The 23,700-nt window shown below is 59.2% G+C and carries 29 protein-coding genes; 18 read left to right on the top strand and 11 right to left on the bottom strand.

Annotated elements, in window-relative coordinates; genetic code table 11:
- Nucleotides 1-144 precede the first annotated feature (144 nt).
- The 11 genes from ACM6IK_RS01100 to ACM6IK_RS01050 all read right to left on the bottom strand — a co-directional run bounded on the left by ACM6IK_RS01100 (nt 145) and on the right by ACM6IK_RS01050 (nt 9,059).
- A complete protein-coding gene (locus ACM6IK_RS01100; RefSeq protein ID WP_414872776.1) occupies nt 145-1,731 on the bottom strand; it encodes an ABC-F family ATPase in 1,587 nt (528 codons plus the stop codon).
- Nucleotides 1,732-1,751: 20 nt separating this feature from the next.
- Nucleotides 1,752-2,930 (bottom strand): tyrosine-type recombinase/integrase, encoded by a 1,179-nt coding sequence (locus tag ACM6IK_RS01095; RefSeq protein WP_414872775.1) that lies wholly within the window; start codon nt 2,928-2,930, stop codon nt 1,752-1,754.
- 369 nt (nt 2,931-3,299) lie between these two features.
- Nucleotides 3,300-5,264, bottom strand: coding sequence for a DNA cytosine methyltransferase (locus tag ACM6IK_RS01090; RefSeq protein WP_414872774.1), 1,965 nt, complete (start codon nt 5,262-5,264; stop codon nt 3,300-3,302).
- A gap of 124 nt (nt 5,265-5,388) precedes the next feature.
- Nucleotides 5,389-6,201 (bottom strand): DUF2303 family protein, encoded by an 813-nt coding sequence (locus ACM6IK_RS01085; protein WP_414872773.1) that lies wholly within the window; start codon nt 6,199-6,201, stop codon nt 5,389-5,391.
- A gap of 40 nt (nt 6,202-6,241) precedes the next feature.
- Nucleotides 6,242-6,592 carry a hypothetical protein gene (locus tag ACM6IK_RS01080; RefSeq protein WP_414872887.1) on the bottom strand — a complete coding sequence of 117 codons (351 nt, stop codon included), beginning with the start codon at nt 6,590-6,592 and terminating at the stop codon, nt 6,242-6,244.
- Nucleotides 6,593-6,650: 58 nt separating this feature from the next.
- Nucleotides 6,651-6,893, bottom strand: a complete 243-nt coding sequence (locus tag ACM6IK_RS01075) for a pyocin activator PrtN family protein (protein WP_414872772.1) — start codon at nt 6,891-6,893, stop codon at nt 6,651-6,653.
- Nucleotides 6,890-7,264, bottom strand: coding sequence for a hypothetical protein (locus ACM6IK_RS01070; RefSeq protein ID WP_414872771.1), 375 nt, complete (start codon nt 7,262-7,264; stop codon nt 6,890-6,892). The genes ACM6IK_RS01075 and ACM6IK_RS01070 overlap by 4 nt, the downstream gene beginning before the upstream one ends.
- Entirely contained in the window at nt 7,261-7,536 is a 276-nt protein-coding gene (locus tag ACM6IK_RS01065; RefSeq protein ID WP_414872770.1) for a hypothetical protein, read from the bottom strand. The genes ACM6IK_RS01070 and ACM6IK_RS01065 overlap by 4 nt, the downstream gene beginning before the upstream one ends.
- 10 nt (nt 7,537-7,546) lie before the next feature.
- Nucleotides 7,547-7,921, bottom strand: coding sequence for a hypothetical protein (locus ACM6IK_RS01060; RefSeq protein ID WP_414872769.1), 375 nt, complete (start codon nt 7,919-7,921; stop codon nt 7,547-7,549).
- On the bottom strand, nt 7,918-8,124 hold the full coding sequence (locus ACM6IK_RS01055; RefSeq protein ID WP_414872768.1) for a hypothetical protein: 207 nt from the start codon (nt 8,122-8,124) through the stop codon (nt 7,918-7,920). The genes ACM6IK_RS01060 and ACM6IK_RS01055 overlap by 4 nt, the downstream gene beginning before the upstream one ends.
- Before the next feature lie 134 nt (nt 8,125-8,258).
- Nucleotides 8,259-9,059: a LexA family transcriptional regulator gene (locus tag ACM6IK_RS01050; protein WP_414872886.1), complete on the bottom strand. Its 801-nt coding sequence runs from the start codon at nt 9,057-9,059 to the stop codon at nt 8,259-8,261.
- A gap of 197 nt (nt 9,060-9,256) precedes the next feature.
- Between ACM6IK_RS01050 and ACM6IK_RS01045 the strand changes: the two genes are divergently transcribed.
- The 18 genes from ACM6IK_RS01045 to ACM6IK_RS00960 all read left to right on the top strand — a co-directional run bounded on the left by ACM6IK_RS01045 (nt 9,257) and on the right by ACM6IK_RS00960 (nt 23,699).
- Entirely contained in the window at nt 9,257-9,466 is a 210-nt protein-coding gene (locus ACM6IK_RS01045; protein ID WP_414872767.1) for a Cro/CI family transcriptional regulator, read from the top strand.
- A 141-nt stretch (nt 9,467-9,607) separates the two neighbouring features.
- A complete protein-coding gene (locus ACM6IK_RS01040; RefSeq protein WP_414872766.1) occupies nt 9,608-10,096 on the top strand; it encodes a phage regulatory CII family protein in 489 nt (162 codons plus the stop codon).
- Nucleotides 10,089-10,295, top strand: a complete 207-nt coding sequence (locus ACM6IK_RS01035) for a TraR/DksA family transcriptional regulator (protein WP_414872765.1) — start codon at nt 10,089-10,091, stop codon at nt 10,293-10,295. Before ACM6IK_RS01040 ends, ACM6IK_RS01035 begins: the two co-directional genes overlap by 8 nt.
- Complete coding sequence (locus ACM6IK_RS01030) at nt 10,292-12,991, top strand: DUF5906 domain-containing protein (protein WP_414872764.1); 2,700 nt, start codon at nt 10,292-10,294, stop codon at nt 12,989-12,991. Before ACM6IK_RS01035 ends, ACM6IK_RS01030 begins: the two co-directional genes overlap by 4 nt.
- Before the next feature lie 337 nt (nt 12,992-13,328).
- On the top strand, nt 13,329-13,817 hold the full coding sequence (locus tag ACM6IK_RS01025; protein WP_414872763.1) for a hypothetical protein: 489 nt from the start codon (nt 13,329-13,331) through the stop codon (nt 13,815-13,817).
- A gap of 258 nt (nt 13,818-14,075) precedes the next feature.
- Nucleotides 14,076-14,423, top strand: coding sequence for a phage holin family protein (locus ACM6IK_RS01020; RefSeq protein WP_414872762.1), 348 nt, complete (start codon nt 14,076-14,078; stop codon nt 14,421-14,423).
- Complete coding sequence (locus ACM6IK_RS01015; protein WP_414872761.1) at nt 14,420-15,151, top strand: hypothetical protein; 732 nt, start codon at nt 14,420-14,422, stop codon at nt 15,149-15,151. Before ACM6IK_RS01020 ends, ACM6IK_RS01015 begins: the two co-directional genes overlap by 4 nt.
- Before the next feature lie 190 nt (nt 15,152-15,341).
- On the top strand, nt 15,342-15,839 hold the full coding sequence (locus tag ACM6IK_RS01010; RefSeq protein ID WP_414872760.1) for a hypothetical protein: 498 nt from the start codon (nt 15,342-15,344) through the stop codon (nt 15,837-15,839).
- A gap of 55 nt (nt 15,840-15,894) precedes the next feature.
- Complete coding sequence (locus ACM6IK_RS01005) at nt 15,895-17,877, top strand: phage terminase large subunit family protein (protein ID WP_414872759.1); 1,983 nt, start codon at nt 15,895-15,897, stop codon at nt 17,875-17,877.
- 3 nt (nt 17,878-17,880) lie between these two features.
- Entirely contained in the window at nt 17,881-18,102 is a 222-nt protein-coding gene (locus ACM6IK_RS01000) for a DUF6148 family protein (protein WP_103393066.1), read from the top strand.
- A complete protein-coding gene (locus ACM6IK_RS00995; protein ID WP_414872758.1) occupies nt 18,099-19,709 on the top strand; it encodes a phage portal protein in 1,611 nt (536 codons plus the stop codon). The genes ACM6IK_RS01000 and ACM6IK_RS00995 overlap by 4 nt, the downstream gene beginning before the upstream one ends.
- A 2-nt stretch (nt 19,710-19,711) precedes the next feature.
- Nucleotides 19,712-21,067: a S49 family peptidase gene (locus ACM6IK_RS00990; RefSeq protein ID WP_414872757.1), complete on the top strand. Its 1,356-nt coding sequence runs from the start codon at nt 19,712-19,714 to the stop codon at nt 21,065-21,067.
- Between the two features lie 41 nt (nt 21,068-21,108).
- A complete protein-coding gene (locus tag ACM6IK_RS00985) occupies nt 21,109-21,522 on the top strand; it encodes a hypothetical protein (protein WP_414872756.1) in 414 nt (137 codons plus the stop codon).
- Between the two features lie 39 nt (nt 21,523-21,561).
- A complete protein-coding gene (locus ACM6IK_RS00980) occupies nt 21,562-22,506 on the top strand; it encodes a Mu-like prophage major head subunit gpT family protein (RefSeq protein WP_103393070.1) in 945 nt (314 codons plus the stop codon).
- Nucleotides 22,507-22,541: 35 nt separating this feature from the next.
- On the top strand, nt 22,542-22,784 hold the full coding sequence (locus tag ACM6IK_RS00975; protein ID WP_218495644.1) for a hypothetical protein: 243 nt from the start codon (nt 22,542-22,544) through the stop codon (nt 22,782-22,784).
- Entirely contained in the window at nt 22,774-22,962 is a 189-nt protein-coding gene (locus ACM6IK_RS00970) for a hypothetical protein (protein ID WP_414872755.1), read from the top strand. The genes ACM6IK_RS00975 and ACM6IK_RS00970 overlap by 11 nt, the downstream gene beginning before the upstream one ends.
- Nucleotides 22,955-23,242 (top strand): hypothetical protein, encoded by a 288-nt coding sequence (locus tag ACM6IK_RS00965; protein WP_103393073.1) that lies wholly within the window; start codon nt 22,955-22,957, stop codon nt 23,240-23,242. Before ACM6IK_RS00970 ends, ACM6IK_RS00965 begins: the two co-directional genes overlap by 8 nt.
- A gap of 4 nt (nt 23,243-23,246) precedes the next feature.
- Nucleotides 23,247-23,699 (top strand): hypothetical protein, encoded by a 453-nt coding sequence (locus ACM6IK_RS00960; protein ID WP_218495647.1) that lies wholly within the window; start codon nt 23,247-23,249, stop codon nt 23,697-23,699.
- Nucleotide 23,700: the final 1 nt, after the last annotated feature.

Genomic DNA, 23,700 nt, shown 5'->3' with positions numbered 1-23,700 from the left:
TTTGAAATGCATTCCCCTGTGGGAGCGAGCTTGCTCGCGATTATTCATGCACCAACAAGAAACCTTGGCCCGGAATGCAAAAAGCCCCGTCACATGGACAGGGCTCTTCACTTGAAGCTTGCAGCTTAAGGTTTGTAGCTACCCTTAGAACACCACACCCTGGCTACGCAGGTAATCGTCGTAGGTGCCGCTGAAGTCGGTTACGCCGTTAGGGCTCAACTCGATGATGCGGGTGGCCAGGGACGATACGAACTCACGGTCGTGGCTGACGAAGATCAGCGTACCCGGATAGTTCTCCAGCGCCAGGTTCAGCGACTCGATGGATTCCATGTCCAGGTGGTTGGTCGGTTCGTCCATCACCAGCACGTTCGGCTTTTGCAGGATCAGCTTGCCGAACAGCATGCGACCTTGTTCACCACCGGAAATCACCTTGACCGACTTGAGGATCTCGTCGTTGGAGAACAGCATGCGGCCCAGCGTGCCGCGAATGATCTGCTCGCCCTGGGTCCACTGGCCCATCCAGTCGAACAGGCTGACGTCGTCTTCGAAGTCATGGGCGTGGTCCTGGGCGTAGTAGCCCAGCTCCGCGCTTTCGGTCCATTTCACGGAACCGGCGTCCGGGGTCAGCTCACCCATCAGGGTGCGCAGCAGGGTGGTCTTGCCGATACCGTTCGGGCCGATGATCGCTACGCGCTCGCCAGCTTCGACGGTGAAGCTGAAGTTCTTGAACAGGGTCTTGCCGTCGAAGCCCTTGGACATCTGCTCGATGGTCACGGCCTGGCGGTGCAGTTTCTTGGTCTGTTCGAAGCGGATGAACGGGCTGACGCGGCTCGATGGCTTGACTTCGGCCAGCTGGATCTTGTCGATCTGCTTGGCACGGGAAGTGGCCTGCTTGGCTTTCGAGGCGTTGGCCGAGAAGCGGCTGACGAAGGTCTGCAGTTCGGAGATCTGCGCTTTCTTCTTGGCGTTGTCCGACAGCAGTTGCTCGCGGGACTGGGTCGCCGCGGTCATGTACTCGTCGTAGTTGCCCGGGAACAGGCGCAACTCACCGTAGTCCAGGTCGGCCATGTGAGTGCAGACGCTGTTAAGGAAGTGACGGTCGTGGGAAATGATGATCATGGTGCTGTTACGCGCCTTGAGGATCGTTTCCAGCCAGCGGATGGTGTTGATGTCCAGGTGGTTGGTCGGTTCGTCGAGCAACAGCACTTCCGGATCGGAGAACAGTGCCTGGGCCAGCAACACCCGCAGTTTCCAGCCCGGAGACACTTCGGACATCGGACCGAAATGCTGTTCCAGAGGAATACCCAGGCCCAGCAGCAGTTCACCGGCACGGGATTCGGCGGTGTAGCCGTCCATTTCGGCGAACTCGGTTTCCAGCTCGGCCACGGCCATGCCGTCTTCTTCGCTCATTTCCGGCAGCGAGTAGATGCGGTCGCGCTCGGCCTTGACCTTCCACAGCTCTTCGTGACCCATGATCACGGTGTCGATCACGGTGAATTCTTCGTAGGCGAACTGGTCCTGGCGCAATTTACCCAGGCGCACGTTCGGTTCCAGCATGACCTGGCCGCCGGACGGCTCGAGGTCATTGCCGAGAATCTTCATGAAGGTCGACTTGCCGCAACCGTTGGCGCCGATCAGACCGTAACGGTTGCCACCGTTGAACTTGACCGAAACGTTTTCGAAGAGCGGCTTGGCGCCGAACTGCATCGTGATGTTAGCTGTGGAGATCAATTACCTTACCTATCAATGGGTTAGAGCTGGTCTTTTTTGCCTGATACCGATTTGATACCAATCTGGAGCTTTTCCAGCTCCGCCCAGTCTGAGCTTGAGTTGAGCCAACGCGCATACGTCGTCAGCAACATTTGGACACTGTGGCCAAGCTGCTGAGCGATGAATGCGGGGTTCATGTTGGACATTAAGCATATTGTCGCATAAGTATGACGGCAGTTGTACGGCGGTCGATAAGGCATCGTCAGCGCTTTCAGTGCCGGACCCCACTGCTTGTGCAGATCGGAGGTCTGTTTGATGTACTCGCTGTTCTTCGACGGCGGAAACACGTAGGGCGTGGTCTTGACCTTGCCAATGCCTTTGGCGCGGCGCTCGGCGTACTGGCGGGCGAACTCCAACGCGTGTAGCGCTCGCTCGTTCAGCAGCACGAACCGATCCTTTCCGGTTTTGGTGCGTTCTTCTACAACACCCAACGCCACTGTGCGGCAAACATGAACCTGGCGTTTCACCTGGTCAACGGCATCCCATCGGAGCGCGGCGACTTCAGACAGGCGGAGCCCGGTGAAGAACGCGAATTCAAAGAACGCGGCGTAAATTCCACTGGGCCAATGTTGTGTCTGGTACAGGTGATCGATGATTCGGTTGGCTTCGTCCAGCGAGAATGGGTTGATTTCCTTTCGCCCTCGCTTCGGAAGATCGATCATCTTGGCCGGGTTCCTCTTAATCAGCTCTTCAGCTACGGCCGCTTCCAGAATCGTAGAGAGCTTGACCAGCGCGTTGCGCCGGACACCCGGAGACGTCCACTCCGTGGCCGCAATGATGCGGCGCAAGAGTGTGGTGGTGATCAGGTCGATGCGTACCAGGGCAAGCGGTGGAATCCAGTAGAGGTTCAGCGCACCCTTATAGTTGTTGCGAGTACCCTCGGCGATGACCCGGCCATCAAGCCATAGCTGTGCGTACTCGTGGAAGTTTGGAATGCCACCGAGCGGGGTAGTCGAACCGGGGAATAGCTCGGCGTACTTGGCGTCATCCAAGAGGCCGAGCTTGATCAGGTTGTCTACTTGATCGCGTAATTGGGATGCAGCTTTAATGCCTTTCTGCGTCGTGGGGAAGGGGAGGGTTTCGCTTCGGCGGGTACCGTTCCAAGTAAAACGAATCCTGAGGGATTTGCGGAAGAGTTCAATTCCATCGGGCAGATCCATTGTGCTTCTTCCCATTCGTAATATCTCTTTTTGCTGTACATGATGCGGTTGCCCAACTTGTTCCAGACGCCCACGGGGATCTGTTTACGAGCGCGACGGGTCGCAAGTGCTCTAAATGAAATGCCCAGGATGTGGGCCATCACTTCTTCGGATACCTTGTCCACTTCGGGTAGAGGCATCGTCTCCAATTCTTTGCTGGCCATCACTGTCTCTCCATTGCACGCCGTGCGATGCCTTCGGCCTGGCGCTGTTTGCTGCATCGTTCGTGGTTGCCATGTGCTCGTGACTTGTCGCACTTATCGCAGATGGTTTGTAAATCCAGAGGCGGCATTTGCCCGCGGCGGATTCGGACTGTTCGGCGAAGGGCTGTCATGCTGCCTCCTTCAGCGCTACCGCTTGGCGCCATGGGTCATTCGCTTGCGCCAGAGCTGCCATTGGCGGAGGACTGACGCTGTTGCCGCACATGTGAACCTGCTGGGTCTTCGTGAATGGCTTGCCGTCGGCACCGTGGGTGATGATGTAGTCGCTGGGGAAGCCCTGAGCCTTGTACAGTTCGGCTGGCTGCAGCATCCGCAGGCAGATGTCGACGATCACGTACGGCGTGCCCTTGATCGTCACGGTGACCAGGCCCAGCCGATCCTTTGTGGTGATAGTTGGTGCTGGCTCGTCGGCGGCGCTCACGTTCTCGGTGCCGTAGTAGCTGATAAGGAATGCCGCGACGCGCAGGGCGCCTTCCTCATGCTCAGGGGAAAGCGTGTACTGGACTATTGCGTGGTGCTCGGCGCCAGCGGTCATTGTCGGTACCGGCTCATCCATACCACGGCCAACGCAGTTTTTCCGAAGCGTCGCGAGATTCGCGGTCACCAGCTGCTGCTGGCTGCCGGTGTTTGTCACTGTGGTCATCGGTTCGCTGATGCTCTTGGCATCGGTTGTGTTGAAGCCGCCATTCATCTGCGCCATGAACACCGTTGAGATACCCATCGCATGGGCGGCGCCGGCCGGGCGCTGGTAGTTGCCGCCGCTGGTGATGGTCGGCAGCGGTTCATCGAGCGCCTTGCCCTCGTCAGCAAACCGGAACTTCACCAGGTGCGCCGCAGCGACTGAGTGTCCGCCGCTGGCAGGCACTGTGCCGAGCGGGTCAGCGGCAGATTTGCTGCCGTTGCCCCAGCGCTGTGTACCACCGGGCTTCCCTTCGCCATGCGCGGCGGTGACCATCACCGGGCTGATGAGTGTCAGCTCACCGCGATTCGCACAGGTCACTGTCGGCAGCGGGGCATGCGGGTCGTTGATTCGGTCGCTGCCCTGATGTGTGGCTGGCGCGATGATCGGGCTGGCCATGGCGAACGAGCCGCCGCGCGGCCAGGAGGTGACGGTGCGTAGCGGCTCATGCGCTGACTGCACGCTGTCCCCGGACCAATTTGCGATCGGCACGATGAATGGGTCAGCGGCATCGATGACGAATTTCTTCATGCCCTTGGCGATCCGCCGCAGGGTGGCCGATGCCAGCGGCTTTGTCCGGTCGAAGATGCTTTTGCTTGGGATCGTCCAATCGATGCACTCGGCGGCGGTGCGCCACTTTTTCTGGCCCTTTTCCGGCTTCTTGGCGTGGGTCGGCGCTGGCCAGACAATTGGCTCTCCGTCGCACCGGGCGATCATGAACAGGCGTTCGCGGCTGGTCGGTGCACCGTAGTCGCAGGCCTTCAGTACCTGCCATTCAACGACATAGCCCAGGTGCTGCAGCTCGGCAACGAACACGGCCCAGGTCTGTCCGCGGCGCTTCGGGTCCGGGACCAGAAACTGCTGGTGTACCGGAACTACTTCACCAGGTGCAGCAACGCCGCCGACCAGCTTTACGACACGGCCAGTGACCTTGCAGCGCTTGGCGATCAGCGGCCCCCACTGAAGGATCTGTTTTACGTTCTCCAGGCTGATAACCCGGGGCCTCTTCTTGCCGGCCCACTTCAGGCCGATCCACGACAGGTTTCGAATCTCGCGTTTGCGCGGCTGACCACCGGCGGCCTGGCTGTGGTGTGTGCAATCCGGCGACATGTGGAACCAGCCAACAGCCTTGCCGTCACACTCGGTATCCGGATCACCGTCGAACACATCGGTGGTGTAGTGCACGGCACCCGGGTGGTTGACGGCGTGCATGCTGATTGCCTGGGGACTGTGGTTCTTCGCGACATCCACCGCGCGGCCCAAGCCCATCTCCAGCCCGGTGCCAGCGCCGCCACCGCCACAGAAGAAGTCGACAACGATCTCATCGTCCTGAGCGTTGAAGCCGAGCCCATATTGGGTTTTGAAGTCGAGTGGATGCTTTTTAAAGGAGGTCATGAGTTGACCTCTTCATTAAGTGTCGCGTTGATCAGGTATTGAGGTTGCATGTGCTGTGTTCCTCGGTAGAGCCCGGCGCCGGGATTCTTGGTGAGAGGCCGGCGGCGGGGTGTTGCAGTGGTGTTTAGCCCAGGTTGAAACTGCCGATAGTCAGCTTCGCGCCGCCGCCGACTTCCTGTTGAACGACATCCTTGAATTCTTGTGCGAGGTCTTCGCGCAGCTGCTCTTCGCCAATCCAGCGCAGGCGCAACAGGGGCTTGTCACCGCCGGTGAGAACGGCAACACGGAGGCGGATGATCTGGACCTTCAGCCCTTCATATGGCTCGACGGTGAATAGGAATTCAGCGGGCAGGCCTTCCGAGGATTTGGCTTCGATCTGGTCCATCGCAGAACGGGATGCGCTAAGGTCGCCAACGACATGTTCGCTCTTGCGTGCTTGCTCGATGCTGATGGAGCGGATGGCGCTTGCGGCTTTGCGCAGATCGATTTGGCTGTCATCGGCTGCAAGGGCTTGAAGGTTCGACGCCCAATCCTCAATCCAGTCGCTTAGGTCTTTCTGCGCGAATTGGATGGTGGCAGCACGCTCCAGCGCTCGGAAGGCGGCAGTTTTTCTCAGGTTGAGAGTGGCGGTGAAGTCGCCGTGCCCTGGCTCTTTGGTGTTGCCCAGGTTGAAAATCACGGTGCACGACATGGCTTCGGCGTCGACAAAACCAGATGCGACGATATCGGCGCTTTGCTCCATCACGTAGTTGCCGAAGTCCAGCAATGAGTGGGTGGTGAGCGCTCCACGGAAGCGGCTGCGAGCAGCCTGAAACTTCTCGATGCTATGGATCTTCTGGTCAGAAGGCAGCACCAGCGTCGGGGTGAACGTGCTCAGCGGCTTGGCATAGGCCAGAACGGCGGTGTCTTGAATCAACTGAATTGCTTTGGCTTCCATTGAATCGATTTCCTTTTGGTGAGAGGTATGGAGCTGGGGGTTACGACTTCGCGTGAATCGGCGCGGCTTCACGATTGAACAGCTGGCCGGCGCGCGGAGCCTCGGCAAACAAGGTCAGGCGTCCGCCCTCGTTAACATGCATCGGCGTGTCGAGGGTGGTGTCTTCGCTGCGGCTGCCGCGTTTGGTTGGTACCTTGTAGGCGAGCTTGTGGTTGACCGTTACCTGGTGGCTGTCGGCGATTTGTTTCAGGGTGAAAGTCAGCGTGACTGAACCAACCTTGCCATTGTCGACAACGCCCGATGCCACCTCAGAAAGGGCATGGCCGATCTGATTTGCGAAGACGCCTGCGTTGAGTTCGCCGATGAATTCGGCGGTGTCTGTAGGTTTCATGTGCTGTGCCTTATTGAGTGCGAGTTGTTTGCCCCTGGACGGCAGGGGCACCGTTGAATCAGGCCGCTGCTGTTAACGCTTGAGCGTCGAGGTAGTCGGCGAGGTCGTGCAGGTAGACCACCGGCTTGGCCCGGGTGGAGCCGTGCAGGCGCTTGATCGTGAGCTTGATGCGGCCCTTCTTGATCTCGGTTAGCAGGTGGCGATCGGTGCGGATGTGCGAGAAGTAGTGCTCCCGAACGGCAGCCAGCGTCGGGCATGGTGTTGCGAACTGGCGCCGAAGTTGGTCAAGGGTGTTGCTCATGCCGCGTCCTCCCCAAACCCCTCCGATGGGGGCAGCAACTTGAGGCGGATCAATTCGGCGAGGCCTTCTTTGCTTTTGCCCATGGCGGCCGCGCAGACGTTGCCGCGTTGATCTGCGACGACGGCGCCGTAGGGATATTCCGGCGATCTGGTCGGGGTGACGTAGGCGATTTGCCCCTCACCAATGACCGCGTCGACGCAGCGGAACACCTCGGCCAGTTCGGCGCTGACCGGTGGCAACGACTCCAAAAGCTGTACTGCTTCGGCTGAAGCGCCAATTAGCGTGGCGCGACTGATGACGGTCGGGTGGTTGAGAAACATCGGGACCAGCTTCAGTGCGCCGATGGCTTGGGTAATGGCGTTCTGGCTCATGCTGCGGCGTCCTTGTGCGTAATGGTGATGTTCAGTTTTTTTGCGATCCACTCGACGCCTTCTTCTTTCACCATCACTACGGCGTAGTGCCGATAGCGGTTGGTGTTTCCGATCTGAACGCTGCGCGGATCCGAGAACAGGTAGCCCCGGTCTCGGTGATGGCTGGCCAGATCGCCGTCATTGGTCAGGATGCGTAGTTCTCGCAACCTGGTGCGGAAGGCGCGGGGCTTGAGGCCGAGCACGGCGGCCGTTTGATCCAAAGTGCGATTCACGGCGCTGTCCTCAGGCTGCGAGCAGTTTTCGCACGTTGTTCAGCAGTGCTTCCGACTCGGCCAGCATCTGCTGTATTTGCGTTGCGCTACCGGGTTGCTCTGATGGCGGCGTAGGCTCTGCCGACTCAATGCGACCGTTCGCGATGTCCTGGATGAAATCCCGCAGGTGCAGATGGTTGGCGCGATCTGAACGCTTGAGGGTCAGTTCGCCGGTGTGGCCACCGAAATCCACGCTGATGATTGCGCGGTCGTCGGTGAGCTCAACTTCAAAGCTTGCATGTATGGTTTGTTCTGGCCGTTGAAGAGGGCATACGGCTGCGCCGCCAACCTGAAGCATGTGATGCAGCAGCTCTTGTTTGGCGAGAGGGATGAAGTAGCTGTTCATGCTGCGTCGCCTCCGAACGGCCAGGTGCTGTCGTCGGTTGCGGCGCCGCCCAAAAGCTTGATGGCCTCGGTACGGCCTTTTAGGGTGCTGATTACCAGCAGTCCGGTACGACGCTGGATTTCTTCGACGGCTGCTCGACTACTGCATGCAGTAGGGTGCAGGTAGACCGGGCAGCGGGTGTTGCTGTGCTGTGTGGTTTGCATGGCTCGTACTCTTTGGTGAGAGGTGTACGAGACAGAAATTAGCCTGGCTGATATTAGCTGTCAACGCTGTGACTCATATTTTTTATTAGTACGCATAAAAAAGGCCGCAGTGCGCGGCCTTAAACAATGAGAAATTAGAGGAGGACTGAGTACCAAAAAACCTTGCCGATGATTCGAATATGTTCGTTGACGTATTCCCCACCATATCGCTCATCTGGGTGCTCGGCTTCGTTGTAACTCTTGAGCCGGAGGCCGCCTCCAGGTTGACGGTAGAGGAGCTTTACGCGCAACAGACCGTCGTGATCAAGGGCGTACATTTTTCCATCTTGCACGTTCACGCACGCGGTATCTACGCCCACAGTACTGCCATCTGGAAGCACCGGTTCCATGCTGTTACCTGTGATGGGGACGCAGCCAGCAGCACCAGGATCAATGTTTTTTCTCTGCAGCGTGCGTTTACCAAAGCGAAGTTTTCTACCATTCGTTTCAAGCATTACTGCAGATCCTTGCCCTGCGGACAGTTCCACTTCCTTGAAAAATGGGATCTCCACCTCGTCTTTGCCTAACGGTGTGTCGTCGTCCCATACATCAATAGGGCTTACGTGAGTCACACGGTTTTCTTCTGGGCTGGAATAGACCAGGTTGTTGTATCGAGAAAAAAGGCTCGTCGGGTCCAGAGAGTGTTTCGGTTCGAAGTGGTCGAGGTGCAGATGAGAGCTGATGAGGCGAGGGCTAACCTCAGAAGGGTCAAAGTGAAGCACCTGCGCAAACTTCAGAAGTGCCGAAACATTTAGAGCGATTTTTCCATTGAGATACTGACTTACAACGCTTTGACCTGCCCAGCCGCAAAGGTCGGCAACCTTTTCTTGATTGATTGACGGATCAATTTTTTTGGCTGCCTGGTACTTGAGCTTTAGCAGGCGTGCTTCTTCCATTCTCACATCGTCACCTACCGCTGATTTGGCAGTGCGTTGTTTCGCTGGTTGCTCGGTGTTAGCAATTTGATCGTTTTTCATACCCTCTAATGTATAAGTCGCACTGATTCCGCACAAACAGTCTGGGATCTTTTTGTCTTGCGCCAAATTATAGGCTGGACTAATATTCATGGGCAAACCCATTCGAGGAAACAGGGATGGAAGAGAACATTGGTACAGCCCTGCGTGCTTTTGCGAAGGGAAAAACTCAGCCAGAACTGGCTGTGATGCTTGGCGTTTCGCAAAGCGCTGTTTCGCAAATGCTCAACTCTGATCGAGATATCAGAGTGCGAGTTGACGAGAAAGGGGCGTGTTCGGCGATAGAGATTCGACGAATTGGATCGCGCCGAAAGCCCAAGGCTGCTTAACAAAGGTGCCGGGCTGGGGCCTCTCACCAAAGAATCCCCCAGCCCAGCTACGACGACACACAGCACATGCACATCGGTCGTGGTCGTAGGATAAGGTTTGCCCCGTCCTATGGCTACACCGTAAACAGGGGATTTACGGTTATGAGTCGAACAGATCTTTTGCCGGACGCGGGTCCGGTCCTTCCTTTGCGCCAGGCGATATACCGCGCTGGTCGAGACTACAAGGGCGGAATCACCGCCCTTGCCTTTGACATGGTGTTGGACAACGACACCCTCCAGAAGAAACTCAAACTCGATGAAGAACGCCGCTGGTTGAACCCTGATGAGCTGGAAGAGTTGATCAGGCTCACTGGCGATTCGCGCTTGCTCGATGCGCTGATGCGCCCGGCAGGGGCTGTCTGGTATCGCCCGGTGCCAGTTCCAGCAACGCGGGATGCCTTGAAGGCCGTCGGTAAGTTGCTCGGCGAAACCGGTGAATTCGTCGCCGCCATGCACGATGGTGCTGCCGACCACGTCTGGAAGCTTCAGGAAGTTCTCGATCTTGAAAAACAAGGGATGGACGTAATCCGTGAAGTCCTCGGCATCATGGCGGGTGCCCGTCAGGCGATGGAGGATCGTATCCATGGCTGACGAAATCGATCGCGCCAACGACCAGGCGCAATACCTGCTCGACATTGCGCTGCAGAGCCGCCGTCGTGCGCCATCAAACCGCGTCAGCGCAGAGTTTTGCGATGATTGCGACGATCCTATACCGTTGCTTCGACGGCAGACGATTGTGGGTTGCCAAACCTGCGTCGATTGTCAGGGGTTGCGGGAGGCTCGGCGATGACTGAACCGGCCAAAGGAATAGCCATCGCCACATGGGCAAAGCGTTACATCAATATCTTCGATCTCGCCCTGGTATCAATTGAGCCAGGTGAAAAAGCCCCAAAGGGCCTGGGATGGAACAAACCGGGCGGTTACATCACTGATGCCGCTGCGGCTGAAGCGTTCTGGCAACGAAATCCTAAACACAACCTTGGCGTCGTGCTCGGGCCGAGCCGTGTCTGCTCGTTGGACGTCGATGACGTTCAGTGGACACGGCATGTGCTGTATGAGTTGCTGGGTGTCGATCTGGATGCCATGGCAGTGGTGTACCCGACGATTGTCGGCAACCCTGCGCGCTTCCGGGTGTTGTTCAAGCTCCCGGAAGGCGTTGAGCTGACCCGGCATTCTCTCTCCTGGCCGAATGAAAAAGACCCTGACGGTTCGATTCACAGAGGCCTGATGGACAAGGCCAAGGCTGCGAAAGAGCAGGGCGATGCTGCCGGAGAAGCGGCGGCTCGGGCGGAGGCCGAAGAGTACCAGCGCTTCACGGTGTTTGAGTTGCGTGCAGGTCTGGTGCAGGACGTGTTCCCGCCTTCGATTCACCCTGGCACCGGTAAGCCTTACACCTGGCGGACGCCGCCGAACGCCGCGGATGGATTGCCGACACTGACTGATCGATTGCTGGAAATCTGGCAAAACTGGGACATATTCAAACGTGATGCCGAAGCGGCGTGCCCTTGGGCGGTCAAGCCCAGTACGCCGCCGGCGAAGGTCAGGCAACGTCCGGTATCGGCGGCAGGAAACCAGCCTTCGGTAATTGATGAGTTCAACCGATGCCATGACGTCGAAGAACTTTTGCGCACCCACGGTTACATCAAACGGGGCAGCAAGTGGCTTTACCCGCAGAGCAGCACCGGACTGCCGGGTGTGACGATCAGCGACGGCAAGGTGTATTCGCACCACGGCGCCGATCCGCTCGCGAACGGGCATCAGAATGATGCCTTCGAAGTGTTCTGTTTACTCGAGCACGGCGGCGACCAGTCAAAGGCAGTGAAAGACGCTGCGCGCATGCTGGGCATGCAGCATTCATCACGCCCTGATCCGCGTGATCTTCCCCCGACCCCATCCGGTGATTCGAGCAGGCCGAACCCTGCTGGCGCCGACGCGTCCAGCGAGGCCGCTCCGGCTCCTGATGGGGGCGCGGGGGAGGTGATGACGCTTGACCACTTGCTTCGGCGTTTCGCATTGGTCGAGGGGACCACGCATGTGTGGGACTGCGACCAGTCGCGGGTGATGAAAAAGTCAGCGTTCGAAGCTCGGGTGGGTAAGCCGCTCGCCAAGGCGTGGCTGGATGACACGGGCAAACGGTTGATTGCAGATGATCACGTCCGCGACATCGAGCAGGCACGACGCATGGCGGGCAAGAAGGGCGGTGCGCTGGGCATGCCACCGACTGACCGATACGTGTATATCGATGGCACCAAGGATGTCTGGGACCGGGAAAAGAAGCGGCGTATCGCGGAAGGCGCGGTGAAGATGGCGCTGGGTGACACGTATCCGCTGTGGTTGAACAGTAGCGAGCGGCGCACTGTGGATGTCGAACATATCGTGTTTGATCCGACTATGAGTAAGGATCCTGCGGTGTACATCAACACCTTTGATGGTCTGCCGCTCGAGCCTGTCAGGGATGACGATGCCTGCGCCAACCTGCGTTGGCTGATTTCGTTTCTGTGCAACCACGATGAAGCGGCGACCCAATGGCTGACCCGCTGGCTGGCGTATCCGCTGCAGCACCTGGGCGCCAAGATGGACACCGCTGTGTTGATGCACTCGATCATGGAAGGCTCAGGCAAAAGCCTGCTGTTCGCCGATGCACTGGGCATGTTGTACGGCCAGTACGCGGCCACCGTCGGTCAGACGCAGCTGGAGAGCAACTTCAATGCTTGGCAAAGCCGCAAATTGTGGTCGGTGTTTGAAGAGGTTGTGAGTCGCGATCAACGATACAACCAGGTGGGCAAGATCAAGCACCTAATCACCGGCAAGACGGTGCGAATGGAATCGAAGTTCATCAACGGTTGGGAGGAAGCCAACCATATGAATGCGGTGTTTCTGAGCAACGAAATTTTGCCGTGGCCGATCAGCGACAGTGACCGCCGGATGTTGGTGATGTGGCCCATGGAAACCTTGCCGGTCGAGCGGCAAAAGGCAATCGGGCTGGAGCTTGAACAGGGTGGTGTTGCGGCGCTGTACGGTTGGTTATTGTCGATCGATCTGGGCGACTTCAACCAGCGGACGCGACCGCCCTCGACTGATGCCCGTGAACGCTTGGTGGCCTTGAGTCGGGCCGGTTGGCAGACGTTCTTGCATCTGTGGCAGACGAGTGAGCTTGGCAATGGTTTATGGGGGCCATGTCTGTCGACGGATTTGTATGCACTGTTCTTGGAGTGGTGTCAGCGAAACAAAGAGCATACGATGAGCCAGACGAAATTCTCCCTGTTTATCAGTTCGGCTGTGGAGAAGACCAGGTCCATCCCGTGGACTGAAGGTAGTAATCGTCGTTTCGGGGCGTTCTTCGTTCCCGATCATCCTGACGCTTCCCTGCTCCCATCATTGAAGGCGGCCGAGCTGGGGAGCACCGTGTCGTTCTGGCGTGCCAAGGCAAAGCTTGCGGGTTGGAATGTGGACGGCTGGGATCACCTCAAGGGGATCGCAGCATGAGTTCACCAAGCATTGTGTTGGGTGTGTTGAGTGTGTGTCGGGTCAGTTTCGGCAACCCAACACAAGCTCGAGCCAGCAAATTCAAGGGTTACAGAGAGATGTGTTGGGTGTGTTGGGTTTACGCCCGCGCACACGCGTGCGCGTGCATTTTTCTCTCTCTCAGTTGTCCTTACGGCAATAGAAAACATCTCCATGCGAGGACAGAAAAACCCAACAAACCCAACACACTCGACACAAGTTATTTGAAGCTATTGATTTATAAGGACTTTATCTGTGTTGGGTTTGTGTCGGGTTGGGTGTTTTTTGTGTCGGGTTCGATTTTCAGGGGAGTGGGGCGATGATCGAGGAAGTTGAAGCGTTGATGCAGCATTGGGGCGCTCAGCACTGCCAGGTTGGCGACGGTGGTGGCTTGGGTAGTCCGATGGCGACCATCATGCAGTATGGCGGATGCGCTCCCCGTGGCACTCCTGGTTCGAGGGATCTGATGATGTCGGCGGGTGGTGGCTTGGACCATGCCAGTGCCGAGGTTGCCGCTGCTGTTGCCCAGCTCGAACGGCAATCAGAGAAGGGCGCCCAACTGGCCCTGTTGGCTCGCAATCGATACTTGGTCCAGCCTCCAATGACCGTGCGTGAGCAGCTGCGGTTGTTGCAGCTTGCTGAGGACGCCGACCGAACCTACAGGAACTGGGTCCACCGGCTGCACCAGCAGGTGCTGTTGATTCTGACCGTTCGCAGCGCCACAACGCGTGGACGTGATCGCCGAAGTGGTACGGTGGAAACCAGCTATACGCGTGCATCGATGAGCAAGCGCACGCGAGTTTGCTGAGTGCCGTTGGTCGGGGTGGTTTGCGCCAAACCTGCGTCAAAGTTGCGTCAATGTTGCGCGGAGTCAAACAACCGAAAATGCCCCCTTTTCGGTTTTTCCGGAGAGGGGTAAAAAGTCCCCACGATATGGAATTTGCGCCTTGGCGCTGACCTCGCACGTGCTGTGCCGCTTCACCCGGCCCTCCCTGAGCCGGTCACCTAACCCCGCTTCGGCGGGGTTTTCTTTTTCGGCTTACGGCGCAACCAATAAGGACAGAAGATGACAAATGAGCAGCAGGCGCTGGCAGAAATGCCGATCTGGTTGGTGATCGTCCTGGCCCTGGTTGGCGGAGTGTCGGGTGAAATGTGGCGGGCCGATAAAGACGGGGCGCGCGGTTGGGCGTTGTTGCGGCGCTTGGCCCTTCGATCTGGCGCCTGCATCGTCTGCGGTGTGTCTGCAATGATGTTGATGATCGGTGCAGGGATGTCGGTTTGGACGGCCGGCGCGATCGGATGTCTCACTGCGATGGCCGGCGCCGATGTGGCGATTGGGTTGTATGAACGGTGGGTGGCAAAGCGTCTTGGTGTCACCGAGTCGTCGGCAACTGGCGGCGAACCAGGGCAATGATGCGCCTGGAGATGCGCGACAACATCGACAAGATCGTGAAGAGCATGCGAGGTCTCAGCCGCAACAAGGTGCCAACTGCTGCAGCCAAGGCGTTGACCTTCACTGCTGAGCGAGTGCAGCTCGCGGAGAAAGCCGAGATTGCCCGTGTGTTTGATCGTCCAACGCGATGGACCTTGAACTCTATCTATAAGCGAAGTGCGACAGCCACCCGGTTGTTCGCCCGCGTGTGGGTCAAGGATGAAGCCAGCTCGGGTGTTGCGGCCTCGAAGTACTTGCCGGTGCATATGGATGGCGGCAATCGTCCGCACAAGCGGTTCGAGAAAGCACTGATCCACTATGGCCTGATGCCTGCCGACATGTACGCGGTACCAGGTCGACGGGCTCGAATGGATGGCAACGGCAACATCAGCCGGGGGCAGATCGTACAGATACTGTCAGCGCTGGGCGCTGCCGAGCGTGTATCAGGCTTCATGGCCAACCGCACGGCTCGCAGCAAACGGCGCAATCGCAATGCCCCTGAATACTTCGCGGGTCGCCCAGGCAATGGCACCGGCCCGTTGGGCATTTGGCAGCGTGTCGGCAACGGTGCGCGGCCCATCCTGATTTTCGTTAAACGTCCGACCTATCGTCGTCGCTTCGACTTCTACGGTGTGGCCAACCGCGTTGCTGCGGCCGAGTTCGAACCGCTGTTCCGCCGGGCATTGGCCCGCGAGATGGCTCGCGACTGAGGCCTTCGTCGATTTTTCAGCGTTTTCGCCCGATTTTGGTGCGATTCGGCAACAGATCGAGGCCTAACCCCCCTTTTTCAATGGGTCCTTCCGGCGACCTAAGAGATTGGGGTAATTCGAACCCCGATCTTTTTGCAGATTCAACCCGACATAGGGGGTTCCGCTTCCTGTCCAGTACTAGGAGATGACCATGCCAACACAGCGCGAGATAGCCGATCACCTGGACATGAGTGAGCGCAATGCCCGCGATGTATTGAAGGGGTTGGGCATCAGTGACTGGCAGGCCGCCAGCCTGGACGAGGTCCGGACAGCGTACATCCGCGACCTGCGCAACAAGGCGGCGGGGCGCGGGGGCAGCCAGTTGGAAGAACTCAACGCCGTGCGGATTGACGAAGGGCGGGTCAAGGCGGCGAACGGGCGTCTGCTGTATCACGAGAAATTGCGGTCGCTGATCCCCAGCATGGAAGCGGAGCGAGTGCTGTCCGACTGGTCGGCCTTTGCCAACCGGGAATACCTGGGCGGCGTAGAACGATTAATTCAGGAAATCGAGAACGTGCAGAAACTCACGGTTGATCGATCTGTGGTGGCCAAAGTTGCTGGACCTACAACCGAGCGAATTGCAGGCTACGCGCGAAAACTTGGCGCAGAGCTTGTTGGCAGCAGCGGGGAAATTCAACCCGCCGCGTGATGTGCCCACGGCGGAGTACTTGAGCACGGAGTTTTACTTGCCCGCCGAAAGCGGTGTGCTGCACGGCCTGTACGACTTCCACTACACGCCGTACTTTCTCGGTGTTGCCGCGGCGCTAGATGATCCGCGCGTCAGCGAAGTGGACCTGATGAAAGCCGCGCAGATCGGCTGGACCTGGTTCCTGATCGGGTACCTGTTCAAGTTTGTCCAGTTCCTCCCCCGGCCGATCATGATCCTGTTTGCCAAGGAAAAGGACGGGAAGAACTTCCACGATGAGAAGCTAAAGCACGGCGTGATGGCGAACAGCGAGGTCAATCGGTTGATGCCGGTCGACACCAGCCGGTCCTCCGGCAACCGCTGGGACCATAAAAGCTTCCCGGGCGGCTTCCTCAAATTAGTAGCCTCGAATTCCCCTGGCAACGTGAAGTCGACCTCATCCGTGGGACTGTCGGTGGTCGAAGAGCCGGACGATACCAGTGATGACGTGAAGGGGCAGGGCGATGCGATCGCCCTGCTGGAAGAGCGTGGGAAACGCTACCCAGGTTCGAAAATGCTGGTCGGTGGAACCCCTGCGATCAAAGGCGCGAGCAAGACCGAGGCGCGCCTGGCACAGACCGATTGCCGAGTGCTGCCGATTGTCTGTCATACCTGCGGCCAGGCTCATGTGCTGGACTTCGCCCATATCAAATACCTGGACATCAATGAAGGGGTCGAGCCGCACGAAATCTATGGCCGTGCGGATCCCGACACAGCCGGCTACGCCTGCCCACATTGCGGAGAGATCTGGGACGACTACCAGCGCAAGGAGAACATCCGCAACACGGTGTTCAACGCCGTCGAGGCGGGAGATCCATTCTGCGGCTGGGTGGCAACGAAACCCTTTGCTGGGCGTGCCGGCTTCATCGAATTGAACGAACTCTACGCGTGCCTGCCTGGTACCAGCCTGGCAAACATCGTGCGCGAGCAGCTCAACGCTGAGCACCAGGCTGCCATGGGCAACCTGTCGCTGCTGATCAAGTTCGTCAACCAGAAACAGGGTCGAGCCTACGAGTACAAATCGGATCTGCCCGAAGCCGACAAGCTGGCGGAGCGGGCCGAGGATTACCCGGAAATGTTTGTACCCATGGGTGGGCTGGTGATCACCGCAGGTGTCGACGTGCAGCACGATCGCCTGGCGATCGTTCTTCGCGCCTGGGGCCGTGGCGAGGAGTCATGGTTGCTCTACTGGGGTGAGATTTACGGCGAAGTGGTGCTGCCAGGGCAGGGTGTTTGGCTGGATCTGGAAAAGCTGTTGTTCTCGCCGATCACCCATGCCTGCGGCGCCAAGCTGAAAGTCCTGGCAGTCTCGCTGGACACCTCGGACGGCACCGTTACCCAAGATGCAGCCTATGCGTTTTGCCGTAAGCATCAGCAACGCGGCGTGATGGCAATCAAGGGGGCCAGCGAGCGAGGCAACAGCCGGGATGATGAGCGAAAAGAAATCTTCAGTGCGCCTCGTCAGGGGGTGGACACCGACAAAGAGCAAAAGGCTTCGAAGTACGGCCTGCGCCCTTACATCGTCGGTACGTCCCGAGCCAAGGATCTGTGGATTGAGGGGCGATTGCCGCTGACGGGAGACGGTCCAGGTCGGATGCACTTCTACAAGACAGTGCGTCCAGACTACTTCCGGCAGATCACCGCCGAAGTGAAAGCCCCCAGCCGGCGGCACCACTACCGCAAGGTCTGGCAAAAAAAGGCCGGCGAGCCGAACGAAGCCACGGACTGCGAAACCTACGCGCTGCATGCGGCCCGCTCGCTGAAAACGCACCTGCTCAATGAACACGACTGGGCGGCGCTGGATGCTCAGATCCGCCAAGGCGGTTTGTTTGATCCGCCACCCCCGGAATCGGACATCGAGCCGGATTCAGATCCCGCACCGGCACCGGAAGACCTGGTACCGAAACCATCCGCTGAACCCAACGAGCTCCCACCTTCTGGCGGGAGAGTTGTTTCTGGGCGCCGCACTGCTATGCGCGTGCTCTCTCAACGCAGGAATTAATCTATGGCCATCACCCTGGAACAGGCGCAAAGCCAGCTTCAAGCCTGGCTCGACGCAAGCATGAAGGTCAGCCAGAAGCAGAGCTACCGCATCGGCACCCGCCAGCTGAACTACGCCGACGCAGCAGAGATCACCAAGATGATCGATTACTGGCAGCTCCAGGTGGATCGACTGGCCAGCGGTCGCCCTCGCGGCATTGTCTTGCGCGGGATCACGCCGTTATGAGTCGTTCGCTCAAGGCTCCCGAGCCCACATTGCTGGATCGGGCAATCAGTTGGTTTAGCCCCGAGAGCGGCGCCAAGCGTATGCAGGCGCGTATGACGATGACGGCAATGGGGGGTTACGGCGGCGCCTCCAAACGCAAACGCTCGCTCAGTGCCTGGAATCCATCGGCAGGAAGTGCAGCTGCCGATCTGCTCCCCGATCTGCCGACTCTTCGGGAGCGCTGCCGCGACCTGGAGCGAAACAACCCCATCGGCGGCGGCGCGATCAACACGGTGGTGACCAAAACGGTCGGCACTGGGTTGGCCCTGAAATCGGTGGTCAATCGGCAGATCCTCGGCTGGGATGAGGACACTGCACGTGATTGGCAGCGCAACACTGAGTCGCTGTTCAAGTCCTGGGCCGAAACCACGGCCTGCGACATCACCCGCGAACAGAACTTTTACGGCTTGCAGGATCTGGCCTGGCGTTCGGTGTTGAGCAGCGGTGATGTCTTTCCGTTGTTGACCCACAAAGAACGCCCGGGTCAGCACTACTCGGCCTGCATCCAGCTGATCGAAGGCGATCGGGTGTGTAACCCGGACAACAAGGCCGATACCGAAACGCTGACCGCCGGCATCGAGCGTGATGCCGATGGAGAGCCGATCAAGGCTCACATTCTACGCAGCCACCCGGGTGCACTGGGTGTGAGAGAGCGGAAGTGGGATGAGCGACCCTTCTTCAATGAACGGGGTGGTCGGGCGCTGCTGCATTTGTATCGGCGCAAACGTGTAGGTCAGCCTCGCGGAGTACCGTACCTGGCACCGGTGATCGAGAAGCTCAAGCAGCTTGATCGCTACACCGATGCAGAGCTGGAAGCCGCCGTGGTGTCGGCGTTCTTCGCGGTGTTCATCAAGCCCGGGCCTGGCGGGGATCTCAGCCCGTTGGCCTCCGCTGCGACCGGCAACACGCCGATTGGCGGTGATCGTCCTGCAGATCGTGCGGCCGGTGGTTGGGACGGCACGCTCAGCGGCGGCATTGTCGCCGAGCTGGATCAAGGCGCATCGATAGATTCAGCCGCGCCCGGGCGTCCGAACCTGGCGTTCGATCCGTTTGTATTGGCGATGTTGCGCCAGATCGGCATGGCGTTGGAGCTGCCCTATGAAGTGCTGATCAAGCACTTCACGGCCAGTTACACCGCCGCGCGCGCCGCTGTGATGGAGGCCTGGCAGTTCATCCGTGGCTGTCGCGACTTCCTGGGTAACGATTTCTGTCAGCCGGTGTATGAGCACTGGCTGGAAGAGGCCGTTGCTCAGGGCGACATCGATGCTCCCGGCTTTTTCGACCATCCGTTGCTGCGGTATGCCTACTGCGGTTCGATTTGGGTCGGCGATGGTCCGGGCACCGTGGATCCGCTCAAGGACATCAACGCGGCCAAGGCACGTGTCGATCTTGGCGTAAGCACGCTGGCCAAGGAATCGATGCTCTACGACGGCAGCGACTGGGAAGAAAACCACGAACAACGCGCGCTGGAAGTGAAGCGTCGAATGGAAGACGGCCTATCTGCCACGCCGGCCTCTCAACCTGAAGACCAGTTGCCGCAAAACCCCGACTTACCCGAACGGACCTGACCATGACCGATAAACCAACCGACGCTCCCCCGGCGCATCGGGTGACGGCGTTCGACTTGGTGTCGCGCGAGCCCTGGGCGATCACCCCGGACATGCTGCACACCATCGCGGCGATCGCCCGTCGTGAAAACGATGGCCCCGAGGCTGTAGAGGCCAGGCAGGGGCGACCACTTCAGAACACCCGCAACGTGACTCAGCGTGGCAGTGTCGCGCTGGTCCCGGTCACCGGGCCGGTGTTTCGTTACGCGAACCTGTTCACCGCCTTGTCCGGTGCGACTTCGCTCGACGTGTTGGCGAAGGAGTTCACCGCGGCGTTGGATGACCCACGTACCGACAGCATCATTCTGGTGATGGACACGCCCGGCGGCCAGGCCAGCGGCATCGCCGAGTTCGCCCAGATGATCCGGGCATCCCCGAAACGGGTGGTCGCCTACGTGTCGGGCAATGCCGCCAGCGCGGGTTACTGGATGGCGGCGGCGGCCCACGAAATCGTCATGAGTCGCACCGGCGCAGTCGGCTCGATCGGCACCGTGCTCTCGGTGCGCACGAACAAGGATGACGGCAGCGTCGAGATCGTCAGCAGCCAGAGCCCAAACAAGCGTCCCGATTTTTCGACAGAGCAGGGCCGTGCGCTGGCCCAGAACCATGTCGATCGCTTGACCACCATCTTCGTCGAGGACGTCGCGAACTATCGCGGTGTTGACGTCGATACCGTCCTTTCCGACTTCGGTCAGGGCGACATGCGGATCGGCTCAGACGCTGTCGCCCTGGGCATGGCCGACCGTGAATCCACCCTTGAATCTTTGATTGCCGAACTCAACGGCAGCAACTCCGGAGATCGTTTTATGACTACAACCACCGCAACCCAGCCAAGTACGACCGCTGCCGATAAGCCAACCATCGATCGCGCTTACCTGGCGGCCAACCACGCCGAGTTGCTGGCGACGCTGGAGCATTCCGCTCACGCCGCCGGTGCGAAAGCTGAGTGTGAACGTATTCAGGCGGTCGAGGCTGCCGGCCTTCCCGGTCATGAAGAGTTGATCGCCTCCCTGAAGTTCGACGGCAAGACCTCTGGTGCTGAAGCAGCCAGCCAGGTGATCACCGCCGAAAAGTCCAAGCGCACTGCCGCGCTGGCGGATATCCGCAGCACGGCGACCAAGCCAGTCCCGGCCGCAGCCGCACCGGACACCCCGGCGGCCGCGGCCGATCAGGAAGATCCCGAGACGCCGCTCGAGGAGCGGGCCAAGGCAACCTGGGACGGCAACAAGGAATTGCGGGCTGAGTTCGGCGACTTCGGTGCGTACCACGCGTACCGCAAGGCCGAAGACAAGGGCCTGATCAAAGTCCTGAAGAAGTAACCCGGCCCACACCCACCACCCTTTAGGCTTTGGAGATCCTCATGCCTCTTACTCTCGACACTCCCCGCGCTTACGAGACGGGCGACATCAATGATCTGGCTGTCGCTGCCGGCGTGCAGATCTTCGAAGGCTCGGCCGTTGGCATCAATTCGGCGAATGGCCTGGCGCGTCCGCTGACGGCTGCTGACCTGTTCGTCGGCTTCGCTGACCGCGGCGTAGACAACCGCACCGGGGTTGCCGGCGCGGCGCGCGTTCGCTTGCGTGAAGCGGGCAAGGTGCAACTGCCGGTCGCCGCCCTGGCCATCACCGATATCGGTAAGGCCGTGTACGCCAGTGACAGCGGCACCTTTGTCCTCACTGCTGCGGGTAATAGCCGGATCGGCCATGTGCACCGCTTTGTCAGCGGTGGTGCGGGCATCGTCAAGTTCGCCGCGCAGGCCGTCCCGGTCGCGTAACACGCCGGTTTACCAAGTCTTTCATCAGGAGATACACCCATGGGTGCTGAAGTACTTTCCAGCCGTGCCGTCATTGGCACGTTTTACGAGCTGCTCGAACAAAACGCCGGGGCGACCTGGATCGATCTGATCTCCAACCTCTTTGACTCCGACCAGGCGAAGGAAACTTATCCGTGGATCGGCGCGGTACCGACGCTGCGTGAGTGGATCGGCGGTCGCCACGCCAAGGGCTTTGTGAGCGCTGACCTCGAAATTGAAAACCTGCACTACGAAGCGACGATCGAGGTCCTGGTCAAGGAGCTGCGCCGGGACAAGACCGGGCAGCTGCGCATTCGTCTCGGTGAGCTGGCCGATCGCACCAACTCACACTGGGCCCGTCTGCTGTCGGCACTGGTGCTGAACGGCGAAAGCCAGATCTGCTACGACGGCCAGTACTTCTTCGATACCGACCACGAAGAGGGCAACAGCGGCCCGCAGTCGAACAAGATCACCACGGACATCAGCGAGTTGGCGGCCACGCTGCACGGCACCCCCTCGCGCCCGAGCCCTGAAGAGTTTCAGCAGGCCGTGGCCAAGTCGGTCACCCAGCTGACCAGCCTCAAGGACGATCAGGGCGAGCCCATCAACGAACTGGCCCGCGAGTTCCTGGTGATGGTGCCTTTCGGTTTGCTGAGCGTGGCCCAGTCGGCGCTGACCGTACCGCGTGGTACCAACATCAGCGAGATCGTCATGCCGGACAACGTCAACGTGCGGGTGATTGGTAATGTCCGCCTGAATGCCTGGACCGACAAGTTCGTGACCTTCCGCACCGATGGGCGCCTGAAGTCGTTCATTCGTCAGCAGGAAACCGACGTGGTGATGAAGGCCAAGGCCGAAGGCTCGGAGTACGAGTTCGATAACGACGCGCACCAATACGGCGTCGACACCTGGCGCAACGTCGGTTTCGGGCGCTGGCAGTACGCCGTCCTGAACCAACTGGTGTAAGCCTTCGGGCTTGCACCTCATTCGAGGACATCACGATGCCGAAATACACAGTCGATCAGAACATCACCTTGTTCGGTGGCGAACTGATCCTGACGGCTGCTCAGGCCGGTGCGCGAGCGCACTGCCTGCAGGAGCTCAAGAAAGGCCGTTACGAGATCATCAGCCCGGTCCAGTTCAAGAAGGGGGAGGTGATTGTCATCCCCGGTGAGCCGGACAAGGCGCTGGCTCAGAAGGTCACCAAGGTCGAAAAGGATGCTGGGGGCGGCAATGGCGAATAAATCCTACCGAGTGCTCAGCGGTTCATTCCGCAAGCCCAACGACGAGTTGGTCGAAGTCGGTGGGACGATCGAGTTGCCGGTCGACGTAGCGGAGCGTTTCCGTAACCAGCTGAGCGAAGTTTCCCCCGCCGAGTCGACCAAAAAAGCCGGTCTGGCCAAGGCTGAAGGCGATGTTTGAGGAGGACCTTTCAGCCTTCCTCGAGGATTTCAATGTGGGTGGCCTGGTCGACGGCCAGCCCTTCCTGGCGGTGCGGGACATGCCGGATGAGATCCGCGCCATGGCCGGTATCAACAGTCAGTCGACCTACTACGAAATCCTGATCATCACCGCCGAGGCTGAGCGCCTGGGCATCGTCAACGGCAAGTTAATCAGTGTGGGTGGCGTGTCTTACAGAGTGCGCGACCGGCTGATGATCGATGACGGGGCATTCAGTCTCGCTTCACTCACCAAGGTCTAACCCTATGCCTTCCATTCAAGAGCGCATCGTCGATCGGGCGAAGGTGCTGATTCTTGGCGCCGGTACGTTGGCCGGCGACCGGGTGTTTCGCAGTCGTACGGAAGCGATCACCCGGGACATGTCGCCGGCCATTGTGATTCGTCCGAACCTGGAAACCACCGAACGCGAAAGCCAGTCGGTGGACCGCAACCAGTTTGAGCTGTCGGTGGAAATCCTCGCTCGCGAGGACACCACCACGGGCGATGCCTGGGACCAGGTCGCGGATCTGGTCAAGGTTGCTGTGCATGCGGTCCTGATGGAGGAGGACGCCTTTCCCGAAGCTGACCGCATTCAACGTTTCTACATCGACTGGATCGAGGACGACGGCGACAACACCGCGGGCAACTGCATGGTGCGCTACCGCTTCACCTATCTGTGCAACACCGGCGACTTGTTGTCGGGACCCACTATTTATTGAG

The sequence above is a fragment of the Pseudomonas sp. IT-196MI5 genome (genome assembly GCF_949767415.1).
In the GTDB taxonomy this organism is placed as follows: Bacteria; Pseudomonadota; Gammaproteobacteria; order Pseudomonadales; family Pseudomonadaceae; genus Aquipseudomonas.
Note: the sequence above shows the minus strand (reverse complement) of the source record. Positions and strands in the feature narration are given on the sequence as shown.